This is a genomic window from Primorskyibacter flagellatus (assembly GCF_014638275.1).
Taxonomy (GTDB): domain Bacteria; phylum Pseudomonadota; class Alphaproteobacteria; order Rhodobacterales; family Rhodobacteraceae; genus Pseudooceanicola; species Pseudooceanicola flagellatus_A.
Genome location: NZ_BMFJ01000001.1, coordinates 569,884 through 591,306, shown reverse-complemented (window position 1 = coordinate 591,306; position 21,423 = coordinate 569,884). Strand labels below are relative to the sequence as shown.

The following is a 21,423-nucleotide window of genomic DNA, read 5'->3' as shown; positions in this document are numbered from 1 at the left end:
TTTCTGCAAAGATGCCGTTTCGCCTGAATGCTGCATTGCGGCAGCAGGCAGGCGGATTTCCAAATTTATGCCCCGTCCGCGCCACATTCCAAGGTTAACGATTTAACCGAGTAGACATTACGACGTGGTACCATGACGCGCGAATCCCTTAAATCCGCAATTCTCTCCCTGACCCTCGGCCTCGGCCTTATGACCGCCACCGCGATCCCGTCGCGCGCGGGTGTCGGTGACCTGATCGCCTGCCTGCTCGGCGGCTGTTCCTCCCAAGGCAACAACCAGAGCACCGGCTCCGGGTCCGACGTGGAGGTCACCGGGGTGGTGCAGACGATCTACATCGTCGGCGACACCTTCTTTCCGAACACGGTACACGCGAATTACGGTGATGAGATCAAGTTCCACAACCTCGTCAACGCGGCGATCAAGGTGGAGGCGACCAACGGGTCGTGGAGCAGCGACGCGATCAACAAGAACAAGTCCTGGTCCTTCATCGTCCAGCCCGGCCTGAAGCTGAGCTTCCAGAAGAAGCAGTGGTTTTCGAACATGAAGGGCGAGGTCAAGATCGGCGAACCCAATGCCAGCGTGAACTACGGCGACCTGATCGATTACAACGGCAACGTGGTCGGCAAGGACGGCGTGGTGGTGAAGGTCGCAGACGGGCTCGGCAAGACGCTGGCCGATCTGGGCGGCACGGTGCGCAAGGTCGGCAACGGTCTGGCCCTTGGCCTGACCACGACGCTTGGGCTGGGCAACAACTAGGCCGCGGGCCTACGCCAGCGGTTCGACCAGCCCCGGCCCCGTCGCGCGGTTCGAGTTGACCTCGGTCCCGACCCGGTACATCGCATAGACCGTGTCCGACGCTGCCGTCATCAGACGCGCGGCGCCCTTGCCGTCCTCACCCAGCCACAGGCCCCAGTCCTGTTCTTCCAGGATCACCGGAATGCGGTTGTGCACCTCCGCCATCCGACCTTCCGCTTCCGTCGTGACGATGGCGCAGGCCGTCACCCGCTCTCCGTCCCGCTCCCAGTCCTGCCAGATGCCGGCCATGACCATGGGCGCGCCGTCCCGCCGGTGGATGAACCACGGCAGCTTCCGGTCGCCCGCCCGGTCCCATTCGTAGAACCCGTCCATCGGGATCAGGCAGCGCCGGTCCCGCGCCGCCGCCCGGAACGCGGGTTTTTCGGCAATCGTTTCGGCCCGCGCGTTGATCAGCAGGGGTCCGTCGTTCAGCTTCTTGTACCAGTGCGGAACAAAGCCCCATCTAATCGCGATCAGCTGCCGGTCATCCCCCGACAGGCGTACGACATTGACCGGAACCGTGGGACAGACGTTGAAGTTCGGCACGTCGGCGAGGTCGTTTGCCGGCATCGCCCGGAACAGCTGCGCCACCGCATCCGGCGGCAGGGTGACGGCGAACCGCCCGCACATCAGCGCACCCAGGCGCGCCGGGCCAGGTCGATGCGGGCCTCCATCATCGACATGTCTTTCATGATCGCGATGCGCCGGTCGCGATCCCCCTCGCCCGCCAGCTCCTCCCGCAGGGCGCGCAACTTCTTCGACAGGGTGACAAACTCCGGCTCGGCGGCGTTCTCACGCATCACCCGGTTCAGCAGCGCGTTCTCCGGATCGTCATGGCGCGGCAGCGGCTTGCCCGCGCCCGGCAGGTTGTCGAAGTCGCCGTTGCGCTCCGCCTCGGCGATTTTGGCCGAGATGAGGTCGATCAGAGGGTGGTCCATGCGCACCAATGTAGGCGGTCCGGGGCACCGGTGGAAGCCCCCGCACGCCACCTGTGCAGCAATCGCCAGATGACTTTCCCCCGGCCCGTGCCAATCTTTGACCCAGAAAGAGAGGAGCACCCCATGACCTACGACATCCGCAAGGAAGACGGCGAGACCAAGGGCCGGTTCACCGTGACCGTGGACGGCCACGAGGCCGAGCTGACCTATTCCCGCATGAGCCCGCACCGCATCATCGCCGACCACACCGGCGTGCCGGATGCGCTTGGCGGCAAGGGAGTCGGCAAGGCGCTGGTGGAGGCGCTGGTCGCCGATGCCCGCGCCACGGGCACCACCGTCGTCGCGCTCTGCCCCTTCGTGAAGGCACAGGCGAAGCGGCATCCCGAATGGGCAGACGTCTTTGTCTGAGAACAGGAGACCGAGATGAGCTGGAACCCCACCCACGCCCCCGACTGCGAAACCGGGCTCGACAGTATCGAGACGGTCATCATCCCCCGCGCCCGTGACCTCGGCGGGTTCGAGGTGCGGCGCGCCCTTCCATCGATGGACCGCCAGATGGTGGGGCCCTTCATCTTCTTCGACCAGATGGGACCGGCGGAATTCGTCACCGGCCACGGCATCGACGTCCGCCCGCATCCCCATATCGGCCTGGGCACCGTCACCTATCTGATGAAGGGCGCGTTTGAACATCGCGACTCCATCGGATCACACCAGACGATCCGGCCCGGAGAAGTGAACTGGATGCTGGCAGGCCGGGGCGTCACCCACTCCGAACGCACCTCCGAAGCCGTCCGGCAGGCGCCGCACAGCCTGCTCGGCATCCAGACCTGGGTGGCCCTGCCCGAGGACCGGGAGGAGATGGCCCCGACCTTCGAGCACCACAAGAAAGAGGCGCTGCCTCTGCTTGAGGAGTCCGGAAGCACCGCCCGCCTGATCCTCGGCACTGCCTGGGGTGAACGCGCGCCGGTGACGATGCAGTCGGAAATCTTCTATGCCGACGTGACCCTCGCCCCCGGTGCCGCCCTGCCTCTGCCGGATGAACACGAGGACCGCGGGCTGTACGTCCTGAGCGGTGAGATCGTGATCGCCGGAGAGACCTTCGCCACCGGTCGCATGATGGTCTTCCGCCCCGGCGACCGCATCACCGTCCGCGCCGGGGCCAAGGGCGCGCGGGTGCTGGCCCTTGGCGGTGAAACGCTGAACGGTCCGCGATACATGTGGTGGAACTTCGTCTCCTCCTCGCCCGACCGGATCGAAGAGGCCAAGACCGCGTGGAAGGCCGCCGACTGGGACAGCGGGCCCTTCCGTCTGCCGCCCGGCGACACCTCGGAATATATCCCGATCACCGACGACATGGATCGCATGAAGATCAAGCGCTAGCGACGGAAGCGCGGCGGGCACGCGTATCAGGGTCGACAAAGGCAAGAATACCGAAGGAGACCCGCGCATGACCCGCCCCGCCATCGGCACAAGTCCGCTGACCGTCGCAACCGTCCTGATCGCGGGCCTGACCGGAGCGGTGCTGCTGTTTGATACCGGCGGCCCGCCCCCGCGCGAAGTGCACATGCTGGCCGGGCTGGCGCTGGCCGGTGTCGCACTGGTTCAGGTCGCGGCATTCTGGCGGCCGCTGCAACTCTACCTCCGGCGTCCGCTGACCGGCTTCGTTCTGGTCATGGGGGTGGCGGTGACGGTCGCAGGGGCGCTCGGCTGGTCCTCTGCCGCCGCCCGGCCCGGCCCCGACCCGATCGCCGTCTTCCGCGCGCTGGAGGCCGCGCCGGTCTCTTCCCTCGCCGAACTGACGGGCAAGCCCTCCGCCAGGCTGGTTGCCGACCTGAATGCGCGGGGCTACGTGGATCTACGATCCTGACCTGAGCAAGGCGGAAATCGCCGGGGGGGATATGCGGCAGGCCGGGGAAATCCTCGATGTCGCTTTCGGGACAACGGTCGGGGAATGAAAGATAAAATCACCGATCCTGCGGGTGCGGGTTGATCGCCGGTCTCGGAAACCCGCAGCCCGGGCTGTCCCCGCGCGCCCCTGTCCGCGCCGCCATTCAATCCGCTGACCGTCATCCTCGGGTTTGACCCGGAGATCTCCTGCCACGTCAGGCAGGATTCCGCCCACCTCCCCCCCGCGTCAGCAACGCCTTCGCGACCGGGGACACCGCCCCTAGACTGGTCCCAGGCGGCAATTAAGCACCGCCGACCGGCCCCGGCCGCGTCGCGCCACGTTTTCAGACAAGGATTTGACATGGGACAGGCACCACTTAACCCGGCGGGCCGGCAATCGGCACAGGCCATTGCAGACGCGCTCTGGGCCGAACTCGAAGCGGTCGGACTGGAACGGATGCAGCAGGCGGGCGGCGTTCTGGCCGGGCTCAGCCGGCTTCGTTCGCTCTACGGGCAGGCCATGGGTGTCTACGGCACGGCAAAGGACCTGATCGAAATTCTCGATGCGATGTACGAGGCGATGACCACCCCGCGCCGCATGACCATGCGCGTCGCCTCGGCCCATGCCTTCGCCTACTGGGTGTTCCAGGAACGGCAGGTCCACAACCCCATGAACCCGCCGAACGACTTCCTCGTCATGCATCGCAACCGGGATCAGGAGGACGCGGAGATCGGCCAGCGTACCGGCAATCCGGACTTCTCCTCCGACGGCGGCCTGACCTCCTACGACTGGAACATCGTCTGGCGTCAGGGCGTGCAGCAGACGCTGACGAAACTGGACCGCCGCATGGCCGAGCTTCACCGCACCGGAGAAGCCGAGCGGGCGCTGCGCGAGGCCCTTCCCGGCGCCGAGGTGCATGGGCAGGACATGGGCCACATCGCCTCCCAATACCGGCCGGTCATCATGGCACGGCGCTTCGGCCGCCCCGAGGCCGCGGCCAAGTCCCATTTCGTCCTGTCGCTGAAGTCCGCAAGCGAGGTGGAGCAGAGCTCGAACATCTCGCTCTACGCCCGGTTCCCCTACCGGGGGTGATGCGGTCAGAAACCGATCCTGCGCGGCACGATGTGCTTGTCCGCAATACCCACGAAACGAAAAACCCGCCGGATCGCTCCGGCGGGTTTCGCTTCTGGACGCGTCGAGCCCTTACTTCTTGGTGATCCGCCCGTCGGTGTAGGGCTTGTACGGCCCCTGCGCTGCCAGGTACTCCGCCGTCACGTCGGCGAGGTCCGGACCGAAGTCATAGGCGTTCGGCGCATCGCTGAACATCTTGTAGCCGTCGCCACCGCCCCGCACGTAGTTGTTGGTCACCGCGAGGTAGGTCTTCGCCGGGTCGATCGGCACCCAGGCATCGCCCTCCATCACCATGACGTCGGAAATCCGCGATCCCGCTTCGGCAGCCGGATCGAAGGTGTACTTCAGCCCCGCAACCTGGGCAAAGCGCCCCGCCACATCCTCGAGCTGGCTGACGCCGTTCTCAAGCGCGGCCACCACCGTTTCCCCCGTGGTCTCGAAGGTCGACAGGGTGTTCTGGAACGGCAGCACGGTCAGCACCTCGCCCATGGTCACCTCGCCCGCGTCGATCGAGGCGCGCAGCCCCCCGCCGTTGGCAATCGCGATGGTCACGCCCTGATCCTTCACCCGGTCCAGCATCGCGTCGGCCACCAGGTTGCCCATGGCGCATTCGCCGGTGCGGCAGGCGTTCTTGTCGCCGTCGATGGCCTCTGCGGTTTCTGCCACGACCTTGTTGCGGATCTCGTCCAGCGGCGCGGCGGCCTCCGCGATGCGGGCCTTGGTCGCTTCGTCCTCGGCCACGGCGGCGTCCATGATGATCGGCGCGCCCGCGGCCTCCGTCACGTTGCCCTCGTCGTCGAAGGTCACATTCAGCTCACCCAGGAATTTGCCGTAGGCATAGGCCGACACGATGGCGGTCGACCCGACCATCGTCGGATAGGGGCCCTCCGCCCCTTCCATGTCGCCGAGCAGGGTGTTGGAATGCCCGCCCACGATGACGTCGACACCCGTGGTGCCCTCGGCCACGCGCTTGTCCACGTTGTATCCGGAATGGCTCAGCACCACGATCTTGTTGACGCCCTCCGCGGTCAGCTTGTCAACCTCGCCCTGCACCGCCTCAACCGGATCGGAGAAGGTGATGTTCGGTCCGGGAGAGGCCAGTTCGTCCGTGTCCTGCGGCGTCAGCCCGATCAGGCCGATCTTCTCGCCGCCCTTCTCGATCACCGTGGACTTCATCAGCTTGTCGGCCAGCAGCGGCTCACCCGACACGTCCGCGTTGCTCATCAGCACCGGGAAATTGACCGCATCCATGAAGCCGCGCAGAACCTCGGGGCCGTCGTCGAATTCGTGGTTGCCCACGGTCATCGCGTCATAGCCTTCCTTGTTCATCATCTCCGCGGCCAGCTTGCCCTTGTAATAGGTGTAGAACAGCGTGCCCTGGAACTGGTCCCCCCCGTCCACGAGGAGGGAGTTGTTGGACCGCGCCCGCGCTTCGGTGATCGCGGTCATCAGACGGGCAGAGCCGCCAAAGCACTTGCCTTCGGCGTTGTCCTCGGCCGAACAGCCGGAGTCATACTTGCTGATCGGTTCAAACCGGGCGTGGAAATCGTTGGTGTGAAGAATGGTCAGCGAATAATCGGCCATAGCGGTGCCGGCCGACAGGGCAAGCGCCGCAACACTGGAAAGGAAACGGACAGACATGGCAGGTCCTCTGATTGGGGTGATACTGCAGGGATGCTGCACCGCATTGGCCGCGGGAGTCAAAGCGGAACTCCGCCTGCGCCCGCGGCGGTGCGCCATGACCTTGGGGCAGCGCCCCCGGGGCGGCACGATGCAATGCCTTGACGGGTCCGCCCGGGCGGGGCATCCCCTTCGCCATGCTGATCTACAAGATATTCCGTGCCGATGAATGGCAGGCCCTCGTCGCCACAGGCGAGACCCGGGGTGCGCCGGTCGACCTGGCGGACGGCTTCATCCACTTCTCCACCGCCACGCAGGCCGCCGAAACCGCAGCGAAACACTTTGCCGGGGCACAGGACCTGATCCTCACAGCCGTCGACACCGCCCCCCTGGGCGACGCGCTGAAATGGGAGGTGTCGCGCGGAGGGGTGGAGTTTCCCCATCTCTACCGCAGCCTGACCCTGGACGACGTCGCCTGGCACGCGCCCCTGCCGCTCGCGGACGGTCAGCACCAGTTCCCGGACCGCATGACATGAAGACCATCGAACGGATCGGACTGGCCGCGCTGCGCATGGCCGACCCGGAAACCGCGCACCGGCTGGCGCTGATGGCGCTGAAATCCGGTCTCGTCCCGACGGAGGGCGAGGTCACCTCGCCCCGCCTGCGCACCACCCTCGCCGGTCTGTCGCTGCCCAACCCGGTCGGCCTCGCCGCCGGCTTCGACAAGAACGCCGAATGCCTCGCCCCGCTGTCCCGCGCCGGTTTCGGCTTTCTCGAGGTCGGCGCCGCGACCCCGCGCCCGCAACCCGGCAACCCGCGCCCCCGCATGTTCCGCCTGGCCGAGGACGGCGGCGTCATCAACCGGTTCGGTTTCAACAACGAAGGAATGGAGCGGATTGCGACCCGCCTCGCCGCCCGCCCCGAGGGCACCATCGTCGGTCTGAACATCGGCGCCAACAAGGACAGCGCCGACCGGGCAGAGGACTTTGCCCGCGTGCTGTCGCGCTGCGGCGAATATCTCGACTTCGCCACGGTCAACGTCTCCTCACCCAATACCGAGAACCTGCGCGACCTGCAGGGCGCCTCCGCGCTCGAGGCCCTGCTGCAGGGTGTGGTGGAGGCGCGCAACTGGCTGCCCCGCCGCATTCCCGTCTTCCTCAAGATCGCGCCGGATCTCAGCGACACCGAACTCGCCGATGTCGCGCGCGTGGTGATCTATCGCGGCGTCGACGGCATCATCGCAACCAACACCACCCTGTCCCGCCGCGGGCTGCGCTCGCGCCACCGCGACGAAAAGGGCGGCCTGTCGGGCGCACCGCTGTTCCATCGCTCGACCCAGGTGCTGGCCCGCCTGCACGAGATCACCGACGGCCAGGTCCCGCTGATCGGCGTCGGCGGCATTGCAAGCGGAGAGGAAGCCTACGACAAGATCCGCGCCGGTGCTTCTGCCGTGCAACTCTACACCGGGCTCGCCTATCACGGCCTGTCGCTCGCGGCGGACATCGCCCGCGACCTCGACACGCTGCTTGAACGCGACGGTTTCGCGAATATCTCCGAGGCCACCGGAACCGGACGAAAGGACTGGCTGTGATCCTCTGGCACAATCCCCGCTGCACCAAGTCGCGCCAGACCCTCGCCCTGATCGAGGCGCAGGGCTATCGCCCGCACATCCGCCCCTATCTCCTCGACCCGCCATCGGAGGAGGAGATCCGCGCCGTCATGGCCGCGCTCGGCGTAGCCCCGCTGGCAATGATGCGCATAGGCGAGAAGGTGTTCCGCGAACTCGGCCTCTCCGACGAGACGCCGGAGGACACGCTGATCCGCGCCATGGCCGAAAACCCGATCCTGATCGAACGTCCGATCCTCATCACCGATAACGGTGCCGCCATCGGCCGTCCGCCGGAAAACGTCCTGCCGCTGCTCGGAGCCTGAGCGCCGGAGGGCCCTGCCCTCCGGACCACCCGGGATATTTGAGAAACCAAAGAAACGGGTCGGTCTTCTTTGGTTTCTCAAATATCCCGGGGGAGTCGCGTCAGCGACGGGGGCAGCGCCCCCTCACGCCGTCTCCGCCGGGGCATCCGCCGAGGCTTCGAGCGCGGGATAGCGGATCGCCAGCGTCGCCCCCCGCGCGGCGAAGGAGATCAGCAGCGCCATCCAGAGCCCGTGGTTGCCGAAGACCGGCACCAGCGCCCAGACCGCGGCGAAATAGATCACGAAGCTCACCGCCATCATGTTGCGCATGTCGCGCGACCGGGCCGCGCCGATGAAGATGCCGTCAAACATCCAGCAGGCGCAGCCGATCAGCGGCGCGGCAACCATCCACGGCAGATAGGCGCGGGCCGCCTCGCGCACCGGCTCCGCCTTGGCCATCAGGTCCACGATCAGCCCACCGGCCAGCGCGAAGGCCAGCGCCAGCGCAACGCAGATCGCAAAGCCCCAGATGCCGGTCATCACTGCCCCGCGTCGCAGCGCAGCCCGGTCGCGCCGGCCAAGCGCCTGGCCGACGAAGGCCTCTGCCGCGAAGGCGAAACCGTCCATTGCGTAAGCCGTGATGAACATGAACTGCGTCAGCACCTGGTTCGCCGCCAGCTGAACGTCGCCGAAGTCCGACCCGAAGTAGACGAAGGAAACGAGGATCACCTCAAGCAGCATCGACCGGATCAGGATGTCCCGGTTCACCACCGCCATCCGGATCAGGCGCACCCGGTCGAACACCCGTCCCCAGTCCCGCCAGGCCGGATTGCGGAACGCCGCGCGGCAGAGCCACAGTCCGACCAGGCACCCCGCCCACTCCGACAGGAAGGTCGCCACCGCCACCCCCGGCACGCCCCAGTCAAAGCCGAGCACGAAGAGCACGTCCAGACCCATGTTCATGCCGTTCATCACCAGCTGCACCACCAGCACCGCCGCCGTGCGTTCCTGCGCGATCAGCCAGCCGGTGAGCCCGAAGACCGCGATCGCCGCCGGGGCGGACCAGATACGGATCGCCATATACTGCCGTGCCATCTCCTCGACCTCCGCACTGGCCGGGGACAGGGCGAAAGCCCCGGCGAAGACTGGCCATTGCAGCAGGATCAGCGCCAGCCCGCCGGCCCCCGCGATCAGCAGCGCCCGCGTCAGCAGCGCGGCGACCTCCCACGGCTGCCCTGCGCCGATGGCATTGGCGGTCAGCCCGGTGGTGCCCATCCTGAGGAAACCGAAGATCCAGTAGATCGCCGTCAGGGTGATCCCGCCGACCGCCACAGCCCCGATCGGCGCGGCCTCTCCCAGCTGGCCGACGACGCCGGTGTCGACCGCCGCCAGCAGCGGCACGGTCGCATTGGACAGCACGATCGGCAGCGCGATCTTCAGCACCCGGCGGTGCGTGACCGGGTCAGCCATCCTTGCCAGCAGCCCGCGCGGGCATCAGGAAATGGCCCGTCGCCTCGGCGAACGGACGGTCGCGGTTGTCCTGCCAGGCCGCCACCCGGACCGAGGAATAGCGCCGCCCCGCCCGCGTCACATGCGCCCGCGCATAGGCGTCCCGCGGCAGGCCCGAGCGAAGGTAATCCACGGTGAAGTCGATAGTCTTGGGCAGCCGGACCGGCGCCTGCGCCCCGCCCCGCTCCACCCCCTCGATTTCATCCCAGAGCAGCGCCCAGCCCAGGCCGATGATCGCCGTCACCTCGAGGAACCCCGCCGTGGCCCCGCCGTGCAGGGCGGGCAGCATCGGGTTGCCGATCAGCTTATCCTCAAAGGGCATAACCGCCGTAAGTTCATCCCCGCGCCGCTCGAAGCTCACCCCGAGGAAGCGGATGTAGGGCACCCGTGCCACCAGCCCGGCCAGCGCCGCGTCGCGTCTCTGCTTGACCACCTGCACCGGCTCCGGCCGGCCCTGTCCCGTCCCGCTCATGCCAGTCTGCTGTCCTGCATCAAACGCCGTCCCTTTGCCTGGCCGTGAAGGAGAACGCCCCGGTGGCCGAGGCGACGGGCCGGTCGGAATCGTCGTCCAGCGCCACCGCCCGTGCGAAGGCCACGTTTCGGGTCACGTGATAGCATTCGGCGCGTGCGATCAGCCGTTGGCCGGGCGTTGCCGCGCGCATGTAGTCGATCCGGAGATCCAGCGTCGCCGTACCCTCCGTCCCCTCCGGATGCATGATGACCGCCGCGCCGCAGGCCGTGTCGAGCAGCGCCGACACCGCCCCGCCGTGCAGCACGCCGGTGTCGGGATCGCCGACAAGTGCCGCGTCATAGGGCAGAGAGAATTGGGCCGTTCCCGGCCCGAGCGCCAGCAGCGACAGGTTCAGCGCCTTCGCATGGGGCAGCGATTCCATGAAGTCGCGGGCGACCCGCGCCATGTCCTCGCCCGCGGGCGACCCGTCGGCGCCTGAAGGCTGGAATTCGGAGGTATCGGACATCGTGGCTCCTTTCCCGGTATATGATCGGCATTGTCGCGTCAGGGCAAGGTCTTACCCCGTCACGACGCTTGCGAGCGCGCCCGGAACCCGCCAAAATGACCCGGCGTCATTTCTCGGCGTGATGTCGGGATGCGCGGGCAGTTCAAGGGCGGAAGGTATCGGCATGGGTGAGGCACGGATCGGGTTCAAGGATATGTGTGCAAGGTTCGACGTGACCCCGCGCACCCTGCGCTATTACGAGTATATCGAACTGCTGCACCCCGAGCGCGAGGGCCGGTCCCGCTTTTACGGATCGCGCGACTGCGCCCGCATGAAGCTGATCCTGCGCGGGCGCAAATACGGCTTTTCGCTCGAGGCGATCCGTCAGTGGCTCGACATCTACGACGAAGAAGGATCGGCCGCGCAGATGCAGAGCTGGATCGAGAACGCCGATGCGCAGCTTGCCGAACTGACCACGCAGCGCGAGCAGATCGAGGAGACGATCTCGGAACTGCAGGCCCTTCGGGACCGCACCGCCGCCTCTCTGGAGGTCTATGACGAATCAACCTCCGCGGTCAGTGACATCGTCGAGGACTGACAGGGCCTAAACATACCCGTCAGAACGGAAAATCGCAGTCCTGCCTTTACAAAAATTTCACTGACCCGGCGGCAACCTTGGCTGATCTTACGTCAACCTGAAAATGACGCGACGTATCGCTTACGTTAACGTCAACTTCTATTGTAAACGAGGGTACGTTCTGATTTTTGACCAGTCGATCAAAATTGACGGAAAGAAGTCATGGACACCGAACGACTGATGACCATCCGCGAGATGTGCGACGCCTATCAGGTGACCGCGCGCACCCTGCGGTTCTACGAAGCGAAGGAGCTGCTGTTCCCGATCCGCGAAGGCCAGAAGCGTCTTTTCACCCGGCGCGACCGGGCGCGGCTGAAACTGATCCTGCGCGGTAAGCGTTTCGGATTCAGCCTCGAAGACCTGCGCCAGCTTCTCGATCTCTACGACATGGGCGACCAGCAGCACACCCAGCTGGTCAAGACCTACGAGATCGCCGAGCAGCGCCTGGCCGAAATGGAGGCCCGCCGGGATGAGCTGAACCAGGCCATCGCGGAACTGCGGGAACAGATGGACTGGGGCGCGAAGATCATCGTGTCCCTGGAAGGACAGAAGAACGCGGCCGAATAACCCGGCCGCCCGCATTGGGAGAGAGCCATGCCGACCTATACCGCCCCCGTGAAGGACATGCAGTTCATCCTGCACGACGTCCTGAAGGCATCCGAACAGGATGTGCCGGGTTACGAGGACCTCGATCGCGACTTCACCGCCGCGATCCTGGAAGAGGCCGGCAAGCTCTCCTCAGATGTCTTTGCACCGCTGAACGCGGTCGGCGACAAGGAAGGCGTGACGCTGGAAAACGGCGTCGTGCGCACCCCCAAGGGCTTCAAGGAAGCCTTCGACCAGTTCCGCGAGGGCGGCTGGACGGGCCTCGACTGCGATCCGGAATACGGCGGCCAGGGCCTGCCCCACGTGCTGTCGACGGCGACCGGAGAGATCTTCTCCGCCGCCAACATGGCCTTCATGATGTACCCGGGCCTGACCCATGGCGCCTATTCCGCCATCCACGCCCACGGCACGGACGAGCAGAAGCAGACCTATCTGCCCAAGATGGTCACCTGCGAATGGACCGGCACCATGAACCTGACGGAGCCGCATTGCGGCACCGACCTTGGCCTCATGCGCACCAAGGCGGAACCTCAGGACGACGGCAGCTACGCGATCACCGGGCAGAAGATCTTCATCTCTGCCGGCGATCACGACATGTCGGAAAACGTGATCCACCTCGTGCTTGCCAAGATCCCCGGCGGTCCCGAGGGTATCAAGGGCGTCTCTCTCTTCATCGTGCCGAAGTTCCTCGTGAAGGACGACAACACCCCCGGAGAGCGCAATGCCGTCTCCGTCGGCAAGATCGAAGAGAAGATGGGCATTCACGGCAATGCCACCTGCGTGATGAACTACGACGGCGCGAAAGGCTGGCTCCTCGGTGAGGAACACAAGGGCATGCGTGCCATGTTTACCATGATGAACGAAGCCCGGCTCGGCGTGGCGATGCAGGGCCTGTCCCAGGCGACCGTGGCTTACGAAAACGCCCTCTCCTACGCCAAGGACCGCCTGCAGGGCCGCGCCATCACCGGTGCGGAGAATCCCGAAGGCCCCGCCGATCCGCTGATCGTGCACCCCGACATCCGGCGTTCGCTGATGGATCAGAAATCCTTCGTGGAAGGCGCGCGCGCCTTTGGCCTCTGGTCCGCCTCGCTGATCGACCGCTCGCACCGCAACGGCGACGACAAGGCCGAAGGGCTGGTGTCGCTGATGACCCCGGTTCTCAAGGGCTTTCTGACCGACCAGGGCTTCGACATGACGGTGCTCGCGCAGCAGGTCTACGGCGGCCACGGCTACATCGAGGAATGGGGCATGTCGCAGTTCACCCGCGACGCCCGCATCGCCATGATCTACGAAGGCGCCAATGGCGTTCAGGCGCTCGACCTCGTCGGCCGCAAGCTCGCGGCGGGCGGCGGCAAGCCCGCCATGGCCTTCTTCGAGGAGATCAAAACCTTCATAAAGGACAACTCCGCCGATGAGGACCTGAGGGCCGGGTTCATGGACCCGCTCAAGACCGCCTCCAAGCAGCTGCAGGAAGCCGCGATGTTCTTCATGCAGCAGGGCATGAAGAACCCGAACGAGGCGCTCGCGGGGTCCTACGACTTCATGCATCTCTTCGGCCACGTCTGCCTCGGCTACATGTGGGCGCGCATGGCGGTGGCGGCCAAGGCCGCGCTGGCCGGCGATGCCTCGGACCGCGATTTCTACGACTCCAAACTGGCGACCGGGCGCTACTACATGGCCCGCCGCCTGCCCGCCTGTGCCATGCATGTCGCCCGGATCACCTCCGGCGCGGCGCCCGTCATGGCGCTGGACGCGGCAAGTTTCTGAGCGCGGGACCCAACCCGCGCCGGTCACCGACAGGGGGCAAAGCCTCCGCTCACGGACTGCGGATGTCCGGCCATGGGGATGGCCGGGCATCCGGACACCCGCCCCGGAGGAGAGATGCCCAAACGCTTCCGCCTGACCCGCCGCTTCCCCGTCGCCATGACGGAGGACGCCTATCGTCGCCTGAAAAGGTTCGCGACGGAATCCGGGCTGGACGAAGGAGAGGCCCTGTCCTTCCTCTTCGAGAACTTCGACAGCGTTACGGACGAGGACAACCTCACGCACCGTCTGCGGCTGTTCAATTCGGAACTGGAGGACCGCAAGAGGTGAGCGATCCGCGCACATCCGGACCCCGGTCTATGCGGTTGCGGAAGCACGCCTTCGGCGGGAGTATTTCGGGCAAGATGAAGACGAATTTACCGCTGATGATCCGCCCCGTCCCGCGCCACGCGATTGGCTACCCGATCTGTCGGAACGGGGCTTCACCTTGCACGTCCATCGGCTCTCCAGCCTGTGACGCGGGACGAGGTTAGACGCGGTACAATTAACGCGAGATGAACCGCCCCTTCATCTTGCCGGAAATACTCCGGGGTGCGCGAGGGGCCGGCCCCTCGCCGAGGAACGTCCAAGGGAGGACAACGATGACGATCAAGCTCTACTGCTTCGGCGAAAGCGGCAATGCCTACAAGGCGGCGCTGCCGCTGGAACTCTCCGGTCTCGACTGGCAGGCCGAGAAGGTGGATTTCTTCGGCGGCCAGGCGCGCAGCCCGGAATATCAGGCGCTGAACGTCATGGGCGAGGTTCCGGTGCTGGTCGACGGCGATGTCACCCTGACCCAGTCCGGCGTGATCCAGATGTACATCTCGGAGAAGACCGGCAAGTTCGGCGGGTCCTCCAGGGAGGAGGCGCGCGAGGTCACGCGCTGGATGTTCTGGGACAATCACAAGATGTCCTCCCAGTGCGGCACGCAGCGGTTCCTGATGAACTTCCTTCCGGAAGAAAAACGTCCGCAGGAGGTCATCGGCTTCATCGGCGGTCGCCTGAAGGCTGCGTTCAAGACGCTGGATACCGCGCTCAGGGGCCGCGACTGGCTCGTCGGGTCGGAGCCGAGCCACGCCGATTTCTGCTGTTGCGGCTACCTCTTCTACCCCGAGCCCTTCGGTTTCGACCGCAAGGACTGGCCCGAGATCGACCGATGGCTGGGCAATATCGAAAGCCTGCCCGGCTGGAAACACCCCTATGACCTGATGCCCGGCCGGCCCTCCGACCGCGGCCTCTGACGCAATCGAACGAAGAAGGAGGCACCTATGTCCGACGCCTATATCTACGACGCCATCCGCTCCCCGCGCGGCAAGGGCCGCGCCGACGGCTCCCTGCACGAGGTGACCTCGGTTGCGCTTGGCAAACAGATGCTCAACGCGCTCCGCGAGCGCTGCGGCTTTGACGGCCACGCGATCGAGGACGTGATCTGGGGCAATGCGACCCAGGCCATGGAACAGGGCGGCTGCCTGGCGCGTACGACCGTGCTCGCCTCCGATCTCGACGAGCGCATTCCCGGCCTGTCGATCAACCGTTTCTGCGCCTCCGGCATGGAGGCGGTGAACCTGGCCGCCAACCAGGTCAAGGGCGGTGCGGGCGAGGCCTATATCGCCGGCGGGGTCGAGATGATGAGCCGCGTGCCCATGGGATCGGACGGGGCCGCCGTGGCGGTGGACCCGACCGTGGCGATGGACGACTATTTCGTCCCACAGGGCATTTCCGCCGACATCATCGCGACCGAATTCGGATTCTCGCGCGATGACGTGGACGCCTTTGCCGTGGAAAGCCAGAAGCGCGCGGCGGCCGCCTGGGCCGACAGCCGGTTCGCAAAATCCATCGTGCCGGTGACCGACGTGAACGGCCTGACGATCCTCGACAGGGACGAATACATGCGCCCCGGCACCGACATGCAGTCGCTTGGCGGGCTGAAGGCTTCGTTCAAGGACATGGGAGAGGTGATGCCGGGCTTCGACAACGTGGCGAAACTGAAATACCCGCATCTCGAGCGGATCAACCACGTCCACCACGCAGGCAACTCCTCCGGCATCGTTGACGGGTCTGCCGCGGTGCTTGTCGGATCGAAGGAATTCGGCGAGGCCTGGGGCCTGAAGCCCCGCGCCCGCATCCGCGCGACCTCACGCATCGGCACCGACCCGACGATCATGCTGACCGGCCCCGTCCCCGCAACGGAACGGGTGCTGAAGACCGCGGGCATGGAGATCGGCGACATCGACCTGTTCGAGGTGAACGAAGCCTTCTCCTCTGTCGTGCTGCGTTTCATGCAGGCCTTCGACGTGGACCATGGCAAGGTCAACGTGAACGGCGGCGCCATCGCCATGGGCCACCCGCTCGGTGCCTCCGGCGCAATCATCATCGGCACCCTGCTGGACGAGATGGAGCGCACCGGCAAGGGCACGGGTCTCGCCACGCTCTGCGTCGCCTCCGGCATGGGCGCGGCCACGATCCTCGAACTCGTTTGAACCGGAGCGCGGGCTCCCCTCCCCCTGTGAGGGGGAGGGTCAGGGAGGGGGTCCTCCGCGCCCGCGTCGCGAAAACCTCCATCAGGGAGATTTGAAATGACCGAATTCACCATGACCAAGGACGCCGACGGCGTCGCGATCATCACCTGGGACCTGCCCGGCAAGTCCATGAACGTCCTCACCCTGACCGGGGCAGAGCAGCTCGATGCCGCCGTCACCGACGCGCTGGCCGACGAGGCGGTGAAGGGCATCGTCATCACCTCTGCCAAGGACAGCTTTGCCGCCGGAATGGACCTGAACGTACTGGCCGGGATGAAGGAACAGGGGGCCGAGGGCGTCTTCGACGGCGTCATGTCCCTGCACCACATGCTGCGCAAGATCGAACGCGCCGGCATGGATCCCAAGACGCTGAAGGGCGGCAAGCCGATTGCGGCCGCCCTGCCCGGCACCGCCATGGGGATCGGGCTGGAACTGCCCCTCGCCTGTCACCGCATCTTTGCCGCCGACAACCCGAAGGCCCGCATCGGCCTGCCCGAGATCATGGTCGGTATCTTCCCCGGCTCCGGCGGCACCACCCGGCTGGTGCGCAAGCTCGGGGTGATGGGCGCATCGCAATACCTGCTCCAGGGCAAGTCTGTCGATCCGAAGGCGGCGCAGAAGGCCGGCCTGATCGACGAGGTCGCCGCCGATCCGGTGGCCGCCGCGAAGGACTGGGTCCTGAAGGCCACCGACGCCGACATCCTGAAACCCTGGGATGCCAAAGGCTACAAGATGCCCGGCGGCGCCCCCTACCACCCGGCGGGGTTCCAGACCTTCGTCGGTGCGAACGCAATGGTGAACGGCCAGACCTGGGGCGCCTTCCCGGCGGCCAAGGCGCTGCTCTCGGCCGTCTACGAAGGCGCGATGGTCCCCTTCGATACCGCCCTGAAGATAGAGGCGCGCTGGTTCACCAATGTCATCATGAATCCCTCCTCAGGCGCGATGATCCGGTCGCTCTTCCTGAACAAGGAGGCGCTTGAGAAAGGCGCGAACCGGCCCGACGCCCCCGACCAGAAGGTGAAGAAACTGGGCGTCATAGGCGCGGGGATGATGGGCGCGGGCATCGCGCTGGTCTCGGCCCAGGCCGGGATCGAGGTCGTGCTGATCGACCAGAAGCAGGAGGCAGCCGACAAGGGCAAGGCATATGCCGAAAGCTACTTCGATAAGGGCATCAAGCGCGGCAAGTCCACGCCCGAGAAGGCGCAGGCGATCCTGTCCAAGATCACCGCGACGACCGACTATTCCCTGCTGTCGGACGCCGACCTCATCATCGAGGCGGTGTTCGAGGACGTCGGCGTGAAGGCCGAGGTCACCAAGGCGGTCGAAGCCGTGGTGCCGGAGGACTGTATCTTCGCCACCAACACCTCCACCCTGCCGATCTCGGATCTCGCCAAGGCGTCGAAGCGGGCGGAGCAGTTCATTGGCATCCACTTCTTCTCTCCGGTGGAAAAGATGGCGCTGGTCGAGATCATCAAGGGCAGGGAAACCGGGAACCGCGCGGTGGCCAAGGCGCTCGATTACGTGCGTCAGATCAGGAAGACCCCGATCGTGGTGAACGACGCGCGCTTCTTCTACGCCAACCGCTGCATCATCCCCTACCTGAACGAGGGCGCACGGATGGTGGCCGAAGGCGTCTCCCCGGCGCTGGTGGACAATGCCGCGCGTCTGCTCGGCATGCCGGTCGGTCCACTGCAACTGATCGACGAGACCTCCATCGATCTGGCGGTGAAGATCGCCAAGGCGACCAAGGCCGCTCTGGGTGACAAGTATCCGGCGGACAACAAGCCGGTCGATGACCTGATGGTCGCGCTGTACGATCAGGGCCGGCTTGGCCGAAAGTCGAATGCGGGCTTCTACAGCTATGACGAGAAGGGCAAACGCACCGGCCTGTGGGAGGGCCTTTCGGGCCTCACCCCCACGCTGGACGAACAGCCCGACGTGACCGAGGTGCAGCATCGCCTGATGTTCGCCCAGGTGCTGGAGGCCGTGCGCGCGCTAGAGGAAGGCGTGCTGGAGGACATACGCGAAGGCGACGTCGGTGCGATCCTGGGCTGGGGCTTCGCCCCCTGGTCCGGCGGCCCGTTCAGCTGGCTCGACATCCTTGGCGCGCCCTACGCGGCCGAACGCTGCGACCAGCTGGCCCAGAAGTTCGGTCCGCGTTTCAACTGCCCCGACCTGCTGCGCGAGATGGCAGCCAAGGGGCAGAGCTTCTATGGCCGCTTCGGCGACCAGAAGGCGGCCTGATCCGACTGACGACCGGCGGCGCGGCCTTAGTGGGGTCGCGTCGCCGTTTCGGTGTTGGCCGGGCTGTCGGTCATGCAGTTGTGCGCCCGGCACAGGTGATGGTCATCCTCGGACTTGATCCGAGGATCTCCCGTCACAAAGTTCCTTCGGTCAAGCCGGAGGATGACTCCTTTCAGGCCGCGTGCGATGCCCCCTGAAACTGGTCCGACCTCGCAAGGCGTCCCACACCGCCACCGCCCGACGCCCGGACGGCACAGCCGGATGACCGCGGCCATTTCCCGCCGCCCTTCCCGCGCCCCTTTCGCGACACCCGCCCGGCCTCTACACTGGTGCAAATCCCGAACCGAGCAGGCCGCCCATGATCCGACACATCGCCTTCGCCCTTCTGGCCGGAGCGCTCCTCCCCCTTCCCGCCCATGCCCAGTCCCGCGGCACCTACGAAGTCTACGGCGTCGAAGAGGATGACCTCCTCAAGATGCGCGCCGGGGCCGGGACCGGGTTCAAGGTGATCGTCGGCCTGCCGAACGGCACGGTTGTCCGCGTCTCCGCCTGCGAACGAACCGGGCCGACCGTCTGGTGCGCCGTGGCGCTGGACCGGGCACGGGGGCTGAAGGGCTATGTCTCCGGGGCCTACATCCGCGAGGTTCAGGGCAGCGGGAGCTGACCCCGCTCCGATCTTGGCGGCACATCCTTGTGCGACCGGCAAAGCCAGCAGGAACAGGGCCGCCCGTGGGTCGAGGCCATGCGGCCGACCTGACGGGGCGTCGCCGCCCCCTCCCCGTGCCACAGCGCCAGCAGCCGCGCCGCCCGCGCCTTCATCCGCGCCGCATCCTGTCGTCGTCTCGCCCGCATCGTCCCGTCCTCGGCTTTGCGCCGGACATCGGCGCAAGAGGTGTCAGTACAATGCCCGCGCCCCGTTGAGGAAGACGAAAATGCACGGGGCCGTCAGCAGCAGCGCGGAAATCCAGCGGCCCGCCCCGCTCAGCTTCGGTTCCACCATGCCCAGCACGGCGCGGCAGGTCAGCACGCCCGGCACCAGCAGCAGGACGAAGCCCGGCAGACCGCCCCAGATGCCGTTGAGGGACGGGTCCAGCTCTGACCCGGTACGCCCGCCGATCCGGTCGATGAAGGCACCCCCGAACTGGAGGAAGTAGAACACGCAGGCCGTTGCGAACAGGCCGAGGAACACCGCGAGCCCCGAGGTTACGCCGGTCGCCAGGAACGCCCGCCCCGTCGTCACCCGCAGGACCAGCGCATAGACCAGCGCCGCCTGCACCGCGATCACCGCCCCGCCCATCCCGGTCCAGAGCATCCATTCCAGCAGTGTCCGGTCCGGCAGCGGCACCCCGATGGCGTATCCGATCAGGAATACGACCAGCAGCGCCGCCGAGGGTGCGACGACATAGGTCTGCACCTCGACCATCGCCACAGCGAAACCCGCGCCGGTCATCCGCGCATAGACCACCGCCGCGATCCCGGCTCCGACACTCGCCGCAAGGATCAGACCCGCGATCACCGCCCCCGCGCCGCCCGTGCCGAGCATCAGGAAACATGTTCCGAGGAATACGAAGCTGACCCAGAAGGCGGCCGCCGCCATCGGGAAGAACAGCACCCGAAGGGCGATTGGTCTGCCCTGCCGCTTCAATCGTTCCGACATGAGGGCAGACGCGACAAACGCCACGATTCCGGCGACCGGCAGGATCGCCAGCGCGAACAGGATCAGCGGCAGGAACAGTAGGACCCCCGCCGCAGCACCACCAAGCGGATCGCCCCCGCCGGAGTGCCCCTGCGGCCTGCCGCTCAGGTCAAAACGCTGAAGCCGGCCTTGCCGGAACTGTTCCCGCTGAAAGGGCGTATCGCCAGAATAGGACTTGCCCCGGAGGCCGTCCTGATAATGCCTGTCGAACGAAACCATGTCCCCGCTCCGCCGCTGCCGCAAATGTACCGGGCCGCCGGAATGCCCCGCTGTCACAGCAGCTGGCGGGCCCGTTGCAATTGCTTAGTCCCGCCCGGAGGTTCCGGCAAGCACGCTCGCGCATAACGAAAAACGGCCACGGCTTGCGCCGTGGCCAGTTTGCTATCCCTGGAGCAGACAGGAACAGGTTTCGCACGGGACTAAGGTGCGAGGGACGGGGTCGGGTCCGAAGGGCTCAGGCGGCTTTCGCCAGCCCTTCGTCCAGTTCCGCGCGGACCGCGGCGACAAGGCCGGCGTCCGAGTAGGACTTGATCGTCTTGTATTCACGGCCACCCGGCTGGCGGGTCAGCATGCCGGCCAGATCGGTGCGGGACGGGCAGATGCACATCGCGCCCGAGGCGGCGAAGACAACCTCGTCATTGTCGAATTCCAGGGTGATGACCATGGCGGGCGCATCCGGCATCACGTGTTCGATCCCGCAGACGCCGTCCAGATCCTTGGCCTGCATCAGAACGAAGGGATCTCCCAGCTCCGCCTCGGCGGCGTCGCTTTCGATCAGCACGGCCTGATGCGGGAGAAGCACCATGTCCTGCGCATTGCCGATGGCACCGGCGGGCACGAAGAGCGGGGTCAGCGAACGGGGGCAGATGTCGGACGCGAAGAGCGGTTCGCGGCGCACGGCGCGCACTTCCTGCAGACCGTTGTCGAAGGTGACGACGCGGGCACCGGGTTCGATCGTCTCGATCCGCTGAAAGCCCATGGCGGTGGCAATCTTGGTGCCCTCGACCAGACCGGAGCAGGCCCCGAGCGCAGCACCGTCGTAGGCACCCGTCATCTCGGTCATGCGGCGGGCGAGCGTGGCGCCTTTGGTGAATGCGTTCGTCATGGTCGTTCTCCCGTCTTCCCCGGCGTACTGCCGGTTTTGCTGACAGGATCAGTAGGCACCCGGTT

At 66.2% G+C, this 21,423-nt stretch carries 25 protein-coding genes; 16 read left to right on the top strand and 9 right to left on the bottom strand.

Annotated features, from left to right (window positions below):
- Positions 1-132: 132 nt before the first annotated feature.
- On the top strand, positions 133-756 hold the full coding sequence (locus IEV87_RS02945) for a hypothetical protein (RefSeq protein WP_188476133.1): 624 nt from the start codon (positions 133-135) through the stop codon (positions 754-756).
- 9 nt (positions 757-765) lie between these two features.
- Here the strand turns inward: IEV87_RS02945 and IEV87_RS02940 are convergent, their stop codons facing one another.
- Positions 766-1,425, bottom strand: a complete 660-nt coding sequence (locus IEV87_RS02940) for an SOS response-associated peptidase (RefSeq protein WP_188476132.1) — start codon at positions 1,423-1,425, stop codon at positions 766-768.
- A complete protein-coding gene (locus IEV87_RS02935) occupies positions 1,425-1,733 on the bottom strand; it encodes a DnaJ family domain-containing protein (RefSeq protein WP_188476131.1) in 309 nt (102 codons plus the stop codon). Before IEV87_RS02935 ends, IEV87_RS02940 begins: the two co-directional genes overlap by 1 nt.
- 123 nt (positions 1,734-1,856) lie before the next feature.
- Here IEV87_RS02935 and IEV87_RS02930 point away from each other — a divergent pair, with 123 nt between their 5' ends.
- The 4 genes from IEV87_RS02930 (at position 1,857) to IEV87_RS02915 (ending at position 4,713) form a co-directional block, all read left to right on the top strand.
- Positions 1,857-2,141: a GNAT family N-acetyltransferase gene (locus IEV87_RS02930; RefSeq protein WP_188476130.1), complete on the top strand. Its 285-nt coding sequence runs from the start codon at positions 1,857-1,859 to the stop codon at positions 2,139-2,141.
- Positions 2,142-2,156: 15 nt separating this feature from the next.
- Positions 2,157-3,113 carry a pirin family protein gene (locus IEV87_RS02925; protein ID WP_188476129.1) on the top strand — a complete coding sequence of 319 codons (957 nt, stop codon included), beginning with the start codon at positions 2,157-2,159 and terminating at the stop codon, positions 3,111-3,113.
- A gap of 67 nt (positions 3,114-3,180) precedes the next feature.
- Positions 3,181-3,600, top strand: a complete 420-nt coding sequence (locus tag IEV87_RS02920; RefSeq protein WP_188476128.1) for a hypothetical protein — start codon at positions 3,181-3,183, stop codon at positions 3,598-3,600.
- A 381-nt stretch (positions 3,601-3,981) separates the two neighbouring features.
- Positions 3,982-4,713, top strand: a complete 732-nt coding sequence (locus IEV87_RS02915) for a hypothetical protein (protein WP_188476127.1) — start codon at positions 3,982-3,984, stop codon at positions 4,711-4,713.
- Between the two features lie 111 nt (positions 4,714-4,824).
- On the opposite strand, the gene IEV87_RS02910 is transcribed toward IEV87_RS02915, so the two are convergent.
- Entirely contained in the window at positions 4,825-6,393 is a 1,569-nt protein-coding gene (locus IEV87_RS02910) for a bifunctional metallophosphatase/5'-nucleotidase (protein WP_188476126.1), read from the bottom strand.
- Positions 6,394-6,569: 176 nt separating this feature from the next.
- Between IEV87_RS02910 and IEV87_RS02905 the strand changes: the two genes are divergently transcribed.
- From IEV87_RS02905 to arsC, 3 genes are read left to right on the top strand one after another with little or no spacing between them, the layout of a single operon-like run.
- Positions 6,570-6,908, top strand: a complete 339-nt coding sequence (locus tag IEV87_RS02905) for a DUF952 domain-containing protein (protein WP_188478330.1) — start codon at positions 6,570-6,572, stop codon at positions 6,906-6,908.
- Positions 6,905-7,963: a quinone-dependent dihydroorotate dehydrogenase gene (locus IEV87_RS02900; protein WP_188476125.1), complete on the top strand. Its 1,059-nt coding sequence runs from the start codon at positions 6,905-6,907 to the stop codon at positions 7,961-7,963. Before IEV87_RS02905 ends, IEV87_RS02900 begins: the two co-directional genes overlap by 4 nt.
- Complete coding sequence (gene arsC, locus IEV87_RS02895; protein ID WP_188476124.1) at positions 7,960-8,304, top strand: arsenate reductase (glutaredoxin); 345 nt, start codon at positions 7,960-7,962, stop codon at positions 8,302-8,304. Before IEV87_RS02900 ends, arsC begins: the two co-directional genes overlap by 4 nt.
- Positions 8,305-8,427: 123 nt before the next feature.
- On the opposite strand, the gene IEV87_RS02890 is transcribed toward arsC, so the two are convergent.
- From IEV87_RS02890 to IEV87_RS02880, 3 genes are read right to left on the bottom strand one after another with little or no spacing between them, the layout of a single operon-like run.
- On the bottom strand, positions 8,428-9,753 hold the full coding sequence (locus IEV87_RS02890; protein WP_188476123.1) for an MATE family efflux transporter: 1,326 nt from the start codon (positions 9,751-9,753) through the stop codon (positions 8,428-8,430).
- Positions 9,746-10,264 (bottom strand): PaaI family thioesterase, encoded by a 519-nt coding sequence (locus IEV87_RS02885; protein ID WP_188476122.1) that lies wholly within the window; start codon positions 10,262-10,264, stop codon positions 9,746-9,748. The genes IEV87_RS02890 and IEV87_RS02885 overlap by 8 nt, the downstream gene beginning before the upstream one ends.
- Before the next feature lie 19 nt (positions 10,265-10,283).
- Complete coding sequence (locus tag IEV87_RS02880; RefSeq protein ID WP_373284022.1) at positions 10,284-10,769, bottom strand: PaaI family thioesterase; 486 nt, start codon at positions 10,767-10,769, stop codon at positions 10,284-10,286.
- Positions 10,770-10,932: 163 nt separating this feature from the next.
- Between IEV87_RS02880 and IEV87_RS02875 the strand changes: the two genes are divergently transcribed.
- From IEV87_RS02875 to IEV87_RS02840, 8 genes are all read left to right on the top strand, one after another.
- Entirely contained in the window at positions 10,933-11,346 is a 414-nt protein-coding gene (locus tag IEV87_RS02875; RefSeq protein WP_188476121.1) for a MerR family transcriptional regulator, read from the top strand.
- Positions 11,347-11,547: 201 nt separating this feature from the next.
- Positions 11,548-11,952, top strand: a complete 405-nt coding sequence (locus IEV87_RS02870; RefSeq protein ID WP_188476120.1) for a MerR family transcriptional regulator — start codon at positions 11,548-11,550, stop codon at positions 11,950-11,952.
- A 27-nt stretch (positions 11,953-11,979) separates the two neighbouring features.
- Positions 11,980-13,758, top strand: coding sequence for an acyl-CoA dehydrogenase C-terminal domain-containing protein (locus IEV87_RS02865; RefSeq protein ID WP_188476119.1), 1,779 nt, complete (start codon positions 11,980-11,982; stop codon positions 13,756-13,758).
- 114 nt (positions 13,759-13,872) lie between these two features.
- Positions 13,873-14,085: a hypothetical protein gene (locus IEV87_RS02860; protein ID WP_188476118.1), complete on the top strand. Its 213-nt coding sequence runs from the start codon at positions 13,873-13,875 to the stop codon at positions 14,083-14,085.
- A 311-nt stretch (positions 14,086-14,396) separates the two neighbouring features.
- A complete protein-coding gene (locus tag IEV87_RS02855; RefSeq protein WP_188476117.1) occupies positions 14,397-15,035 on the top strand; it encodes a glutathione S-transferase family protein in 639 nt (212 codons plus the stop codon).
- Between the two features lie 27 nt (positions 15,036-15,062).
- A complete protein-coding gene (locus IEV87_RS02850; protein ID WP_188476116.1) occupies positions 15,063-16,274 on the top strand; it encodes an acetyl-CoA C-acetyltransferase in 1,212 nt (403 codons plus the stop codon).
- Between the two features lie 96 nt (positions 16,275-16,370).
- A complete protein-coding gene (locus IEV87_RS02845; RefSeq protein WP_188476115.1) occupies positions 16,371-18,557 on the top strand; it encodes a 3-hydroxyacyl-CoA dehydrogenase NAD-binding domain-containing protein in 2,187 nt (728 codons plus the stop codon).
- A gap of 358 nt (positions 18,558-18,915) precedes the next feature.
- On the top strand, positions 18,916-19,221 hold the full coding sequence (locus IEV87_RS02840; protein ID WP_188476114.1) for an SH3 domain-containing protein: 306 nt from the start codon (positions 18,916-18,918) through the stop codon (positions 19,219-19,221).
- Here IEV87_RS02840 and IEV87_RS02835 read toward each other — a convergent pair.
- The 3 genes from IEV87_RS02835 to IEV87_RS02825 form a co-directional block, all read right to left on the bottom strand.
- Positions 19,203-19,409, bottom strand: a complete 207-nt coding sequence (locus tag IEV87_RS02835; protein ID WP_188476113.1) for a hypothetical protein — start codon at positions 19,407-19,409, stop codon at positions 19,203-19,205. The genes IEV87_RS02840 and IEV87_RS02835 overlap by 19 nt on opposite strands.
- A 43-nt stretch (positions 19,410-19,452) precedes the next feature.
- On the bottom strand, positions 19,453-20,472 hold the full coding sequence (locus tag IEV87_RS02830) for a hypothetical protein (protein WP_188476112.1): 1,020 nt from the start codon (positions 20,470-20,472) through the stop codon (positions 19,453-19,455).
- Between the two features lie 235 nt (positions 20,473-20,707).
- Positions 20,708-21,358, bottom strand: coding sequence for a Hint domain-containing protein (locus IEV87_RS02825; protein ID WP_188476111.1), 651 nt, complete (start codon positions 21,356-21,358; stop codon positions 20,708-20,710).
- Between the last annotated feature and the right edge of the window lie 65 nt (positions 21,359-21,423).

What these genes read in the sequence shown, in the direction of transcription:
- IEV87_RS02930 (WP_188476130.1), top strand. Translation starts at nt 1,857, where the DNA reads ATGACCTACGACATCCGCAAGGAAGACGGCGAGACCAAGGGCCGGTTC.
- IEV87_RS02865 (WP_188476119.1), top strand. Translation starts at nt 11,980, where the DNA reads ATGCCGACCTATACCGCCCCCGTGAAGGACATGCAGTTCATCCTGCAC.
- IEV87_RS02850 (WP_188476116.1), top strand. Translation starts at nt 15,063, where the DNA reads ATGTCCGACGCCTATATCTACGACGCCATCCGCTCCCCGCGCGGCAAG.
- IEV87_RS02940 (WP_188476132.1), bottom strand. Translation starts at nt 1,425, where the DNA reads ATGTGCGGGCGGTTCGCCGTCACCCTGCCGCCGGATGCGGTGGCGCAG.
- IEV87_RS02945 (WP_188476133.1), top strand. Translation starts at nt 133, where the DNA reads ATGACGCGCGAATCCCTTAAATCCGCAATTCTCTCCCTGACCCTCGGC.
- IEV87_RS02860 (WP_188476118.1), top strand. Translation starts at nt 13,873, where the DNA reads ATGCCCAAACGCTTCCGCCTGACCCGCCGCTTCCCCGTCGCCATGACG.
- IEV87_RS02830 (WP_188476112.1), bottom strand. Translation starts at nt 20,472, where the DNA reads ATGGTTTCGTTCGACAGGCATTATCAGGACGGCCTCCGGGGCAAGTCC.
- IEV87_RS02855 (WP_188476117.1), top strand. Translation starts at nt 14,397, where the DNA reads ATGACGATCAAGCTCTACTGCTTCGGCGAAAGCGGCAATGCCTACAAG.
- IEV87_RS02880 (WP_373284022.1), bottom strand. Translation starts at nt 10,769, where the DNA reads ATGTCCGATACCTCCGAATTCCAGCCTTCAGGCGCCGACGGGTCGCCC.
- IEV87_RS02905 (WP_188478330.1), top strand. Translation starts at nt 6,570, where the DNA reads ATGCTGATCTACAAGATATTCCGTGCCGATGAATGGCAGGCCCTCGTC.
- IEV87_RS02845 (WP_188476115.1), top strand. Translation starts at nt 16,371, where the DNA reads ATGACCGAATTCACCATGACCAAGGACGCCGACGGCGTCGCGATCATC.
- IEV87_RS02890 (WP_188476123.1), bottom strand. Translation starts at nt 9,753, where the DNA reads ATGGCTGACCCGGTCACGCACCGCCGGGTGCTGAAGATCGCGCTGCCG.
- IEV87_RS02870 (WP_188476120.1), top strand. Translation starts at nt 11,548, where the DNA reads ATGGACACCGAACGACTGATGACCATCCGCGAGATGTGCGACGCCTAT.
- IEV87_RS02915 (WP_188476127.1), top strand. Translation starts at nt 3,982, where the DNA reads ATGGGACAGGCACCACTTAACCCGGCGGGCCGGCAATCGGCACAGGCC.
- IEV87_RS02935 (WP_188476131.1), bottom strand. Translation starts at nt 1,733, where the DNA reads ATGGACCACCCTCTGATCGACCTCATCTCGGCCAAAATCGCCGAGGCG.
- IEV87_RS02825 (WP_188476111.1), bottom strand. Translation starts at nt 21,358, where the DNA reads ATGACGAACGCATTCACCAAAGGCGCCACGCTCGCCCGCCGCATGACC.
- IEV87_RS02920 (WP_188476128.1), top strand. Translation starts at nt 3,181, where the DNA reads ATGACCCGCCCCGCCATCGGCACAAGTCCGCTGACCGTCGCAACCGTC.
- IEV87_RS02835 (WP_188476113.1), bottom strand. Translation starts at nt 19,409, where the DNA reads ATGCGGGCGAGACGACGACAGGATGCGGCGCGGATGAAGGCGCGGGCG.
- IEV87_RS02840 (WP_188476114.1), top strand. Translation starts at nt 18,916, where the DNA reads ATGATCCGACACATCGCCTTCGCCCTTCTGGCCGGAGCGCTCCTCCCC.
- IEV87_RS02900 (WP_188476125.1), top strand. Translation starts at nt 6,905, where the DNA reads ATGAAGACCATCGAACGGATCGGACTGGCCGCGCTGCGCATGGCCGAC.
- IEV87_RS02885 (WP_188476122.1), bottom strand. Translation starts at nt 10,264, where the DNA reads ATGAGCGGGACGGGACAGGGCCGGCCGGAGCCGGTGCAGGTGGTCAAG.
- IEV87_RS02910 (WP_188476126.1), bottom strand. Translation starts at nt 6,393, where the DNA reads ATGTCTGTCCGTTTCCTTTCCAGTGTTGCGGCGCTTGCCCTGTCGGCC.
- IEV87_RS02875 (WP_188476121.1), top strand. Translation starts at nt 10,933, where the DNA reads ATGGGTGAGGCACGGATCGGGTTCAAGGATATGTGTGCAAGGTTCGAC.
- IEV87_RS02925 (WP_188476129.1), top strand. Translation starts at nt 2,157, where the DNA reads ATGAGCTGGAACCCCACCCACGCCCCCGACTGCGAAACCGGGCTCGAC.